This is a genomic window from thiotrophic endosymbiont of Bathymodiolus puteoserpentis (Logatchev) (assembly GCF_900127505.1).
In the GTDB taxonomy this organism is placed as follows: domain Bacteria; phylum Pseudomonadota; class Gammaproteobacteria; order PS1; family Pseudothioglobaceae; genus Thiodubiliella.
Map to the genome: position 1 here is coordinate 59,776 of NZ_UEXF01000058.1, position 4,061 is coordinate 63,836.

Consider the following 4,061-nt stretch of genomic DNA (forward strand, 5'->3'; position numbering starts at 1 on the left):
TCATGAATCTAGTGATTCAGGCGTCACAACAACACTGGCAAACTCTATCACTCCAGCAACAAATACATTTATCACCAATGCTAAGATTCCTGCTGATTGGGTAAACATAGACATAGACAACAGTGGCGCCCTTAGAATAGATGCTTGGGCAGATGGTGGCGTCAATGATATCTGTCCAATAGGCTTCAGTGTGCCAACTGATGCAGAGTTAACAGCAGATACTACCAGTGCTACTACAACTGATGTTATCAATATTAACACGGCCTTCTCCAGCTTCCTGAAGTTGCCAGCTGCTGGCACCCGCCAGCCTCATGGTGCATTTAGCGGTGCTGGTAATGCCACCGTCTTGTGGAGTCGGTCTGCTGGGGGGAGGTTTGGTCATTTTTTGGTCATCTACCATAATTCTGCGAGTTTCGGTAGCGTTAATCGTACTTATGGCTTTAGTATTCGTTGCATTAGAGATTAACCACTTTGGGTTTATTTAACCTTTCATCTCCCTTGACACAACCGTCCCGCAGGCTGTGAGTGTTTTTTTATTTTATGCTTTAGGCTTAAGTGAGACCTTTGCATAAATAGGAACAATCATCAGAAACCCACTTTTCACCCACTTGGCGATTTTTTAAACCCAGCCTTAGCCCTGCTAGGACAAGGTTTAAAGAAATCACCAATTGGGCAAAAATTGGATTTTGCTAATCATCCCTATTTATGCAAAGGTCTCTAAGTATAATGTTTTTCTTTGGTTGTAATATTTATTAATATGGCACTTGCATTATTTGATTTAGATAAAACTTTGTTAGGAGGCGACAGTGATTTTTTATGGGGTGAGTTTTTGTCTGAAATTGGTGCAGTTGATGTTGATGAATACCAGCAGCAAAATCAAGCATTTTTTGACGATTACGCTAAAGGTGAGTTAAATATTGATAAATATTTAGAATTCTGTCTAACGCCTTTAGCAAGCAACCCCATTAAGCAATTAAAAGCGTGGCATCAACAATTTATGGCTGAGAAGATCCAGCCAATCCTTCTGGAAAAAGCGCAAAAAGTGGTAAATTTACACAAGAAAAACGGTGATAGAATTATAGTCATTACTGCTACCAATTCATTTGTTACCCGTCCGATTGCACAAGTTTACGGCATTGATGAGTTATTAGCCACTGAACCTGAAATGATTGCTGGGAGATTTACAGGCAAAGTATTAGGTGAGCCGTGTTTTCAAATCGGTAAAGTTCGCAAACTAAAACAATGGTGTGAAGAGAATAATGAAACTTTGGAGGGTGCTTATTTTTATTCCGATTCACACAATGATTTACCGTTATTAGAATTAGTTGATAATCCTATTGTTGTGCATGGGGACGACAGGCTTCAAAAAATAGCCAAAGAACGAGATTGGTTGAGTTTAGATTGGACATAAAAAAACCTCCTTTCGGAGGTTTTTATTGATAGCTAACAATAAGTTGCTACATATAAAGGTTATGGTTTGAGCCATCACATTCATCAAAATAAGTCGCTGCACCTGCAAATTCAACGCCATCAATGAAATCGTCTTTGCTATAGCCGAATAAATCAACCGTCATTTCACAAGCGATAAATTTAACATCAAATTCTTGACACATAGCGCGTAATTCATCTAACTTTGCCACGCCATTCTTTTTCATGGTTTTTTTCATTAAATAAGTTGCCAGATGCTCTGTGAATGGTAAAGACCAAAAGATGTTTGGAATCTTAGGGCCAAAATCAATTTTTTGTAGCCATTTTGGACCCATAGGGAGTTTCATTGGCATGGCGGGATTGCCCATGGGAGAAACCTTTAATTTGGAAGTGTCTTTAAGTAAAAGGTTAAGTCCGTAGAAAGTAAAGAAGATGGTCACTTCTTTGTCCATTGCCACGCCAGTAGAGGCGATAATGAAGGGTGGAAACGCCCAATCAAAAGTACCTTTAGTGGCAATAATCGTCATTTTTTTGTTATCTGACATAATAAAATCCCCCTGTTAAATTAGTGTTTTAAACCTTTTCAATAGTGAAGACATATTTACTACCATCTTCTACTGTTGAAACAAGTTTGTTGCCAGTTTGATTGCAAAAAGCTTCGATGTCTTTTACTGAACCAGCGTCCGTTGAAATTACATCTAAGATTTTTCCAGCATCCATTTTGGATAGTGCTTTCTTAGTTTTTAAGATTGGTAGTGGGCAGTTTAAGCCTGATGCGTCTAAAGTTTCGTCAGCCATGTTGGTACTCCTTATTAAGTTTTAGTAAATATTAAATATATATTAGAGTATTCTAATAATTTTAAGCATTTTATATCATTCTGCGGTGAATAGTCAAATATAATAGGCGCTATTATGAAAATTTTTCTATCATTACTTATAGTGCCATTTTTTGCTTTGGCAACCAGCGTTCCAGAATTGCAACTCTTAGAATCGTTAGATGAAAAAAAGAAAGGTAGGGAATTTTTGCAATTAATCTGGGATACCGATTTGGTTATTTCCGATATTGAGGCGACAACTTACCTGCAAAAACTTGGCCATGAACTCACGACTTATAGTGAAAATCCACGCAAGAATTTTGGATTTTTCTTTTTAAAGGACAGCAGTATTAACGCCTTTGCTGGCCCGTATGGTTATATCGGTATACACACAGGAATGTTATTGAATTCAGATTTTGAGTCTGAGTTGGCAGGTGTGCTTTCTCATGAAATATCACATGTTACTCAAAATCATCTTGTACGATTTTCTAAAAAATCAGGCAAGCAAAACTATTTATTATTAGCAGGCATATTAGCAGCAGCATTGATTGACAACAATAAAGCATCAGAAGCCATTTTTACCTCTACCCTTGCAGGTACTTTACAACAAAATATTAACTTTACCCGTGAGCATGAATGGGAAGCAGATAGGATTGGTACTGCTATGTTAAAGCGCTCTGGGTTTGACCCAAAAGGCATGGCTAATTTCTTTGCAAAATTAAAGGACAAAGCTAATGCGCAAGAATTTTTGCAATCACACCCATTAAGTATTAACCGTATCTCAGATAGCTTGCAGCACTCAGGGCGGACTTTGGGCAATTATAGAAAAGATTCTTTTGAATACGCTACGACTAAAGCCAGATTGTATTATCAAGCATATTACAGAATTAAAATAGAAGACAGCAAAGCGATTACTTATTATATGCAAGCTTATCAGGCACTTGATGAACAGAATTATAAGAGGGCTAAACGATATAGTGATAAATTATTACTTGTTAATAATAGCAAGCCGAGTAATATTTTGGCAGGGCGTATCGCTGCTAAATTAGGCAATGTTGTTTTGGCGCAGCAGTATTTTAATAAGAACCATGGTAATGAAAAAGACGAAGCAAGTGTGTATTATGCGGCTAAAACTTATTTGGATAATCAGCAGTTGGGTTTAGGTATATCAATCTTAAAGCCTTTTTTACGGGAAAATCAAGGTAATTATGAGTCTTATAAATTGTTGGCTTTGTTATATTTAAAACAAGGAGATTTTGGGCGTTCACACATTCAAAGTGCGAAAGCGTTAACTGTACAGGGCAAATTAAATCAGGCAATTGGGCATTATGAGCGTGCAAAAACATTGGTTGATTCACAAGATTTGTACGATATCGTGAATGCTAAGATTGACACCTTAAAACAAATAATAAACTTATATAAATAGAAAGACTCTTTGCATAAACAGGAATAATCATCAGAAGCCCACTTTTCACCCACTATGAGGATTTTTCCAGTGACACTCAGCAATCCCTAAAAGAGAAAACCCAGCCTTAGTCCCGCTAGGACAAAGTTTAAATAGTCAACCCTTAAAAACCACACAACAAATTGATTTATAACAATAAAACCAACAATAACCCTAGACAAATCAACCAACTTTTGCTAAAATACCTCTTATTTCTTGGTCGTTTTGCTTAAAAAAATGTTAACTAAATCCAGCCCAATATCCACCCAATCAAATCTTTTTCATTCAGAGCTCTTTTCTCAATTAGATGTCAAAGACCCTTTAATACAACTAGCCAACACTATTAATTGGACAGTCTTTGATGATGCCTTTGA

5 protein-coding genes are annotated in these 4,061 nt (G+C 36.9%); 3 read left to right on the forward strand and 2 right to left on the reverse strand.

Annotated elements, in window-relative coordinates; all coding sequences use genetic code 11:
• Together BHECKSOX2_RS07660 and BHECKSOX2_RS07665 are read left to right on the forward strand one after the other, a co-directional pair.
• The coding region (locus tag BHECKSOX2_RS07660) for a fibrobacter succinogenes major paralogous domain-containing protein (protein WP_218973233.1) at positions 1-466 on the forward strand (466 nt) is incomplete at its 5' end.
• A gap of 291 nt (positions 467-757) precedes the next feature.
• Positions 758-1,411 carry a histidinol-phosphatase gene (locus BHECKSOX2_RS07665; protein WP_139683104.1) on the forward strand — a complete coding sequence of 218 codons (654 nt, stop codon included), beginning with the start codon at positions 758-760 and terminating at the stop codon, positions 1,409-1,411.
• A gap of 46 nt (positions 1,412-1,457) precedes the next feature.
• On the opposite strand, the gene BHECKSOX2_RS07670 is transcribed toward BHECKSOX2_RS07665, so the two are convergent.
• Together BHECKSOX2_RS07670 and BHECKSOX2_RS07675 are read right to left on the reverse strand one after the other, a co-directional pair.
• Positions 1,458-1,973, reverse strand: coding sequence for a DsrE/DsrF/DrsH-like family protein (locus BHECKSOX2_RS07670; protein WP_010646160.1), 516 nt, complete (start codon positions 1,971-1,973; stop codon positions 1,458-1,460).
• A gap of 28 nt (positions 1,974-2,001) precedes the next feature.
• Positions 2,002-2,226 (reverse strand): sulfurtransferase TusA family protein, encoded by a 225-nt coding sequence (locus BHECKSOX2_RS07675; RefSeq protein ID WP_139683105.1) that lies wholly within the window; start codon positions 2,224-2,226, stop codon positions 2,002-2,004.
• 114 nt (positions 2,227-2,340) lie between these two features.
• Here BHECKSOX2_RS07675 and BHECKSOX2_RS07680 point away from each other — a divergent pair, with 114 nt between their 5' ends.
• Positions 2,341-3,669, forward strand: a complete 1,329-nt coding sequence (locus BHECKSOX2_RS07680; RefSeq protein ID WP_139683106.1) for a M48 family metalloprotease — start codon at positions 2,341-2,343, stop codon at positions 3,667-3,669.
• Positions 3,670-4,061 lie beyond the last annotated feature (392 nt).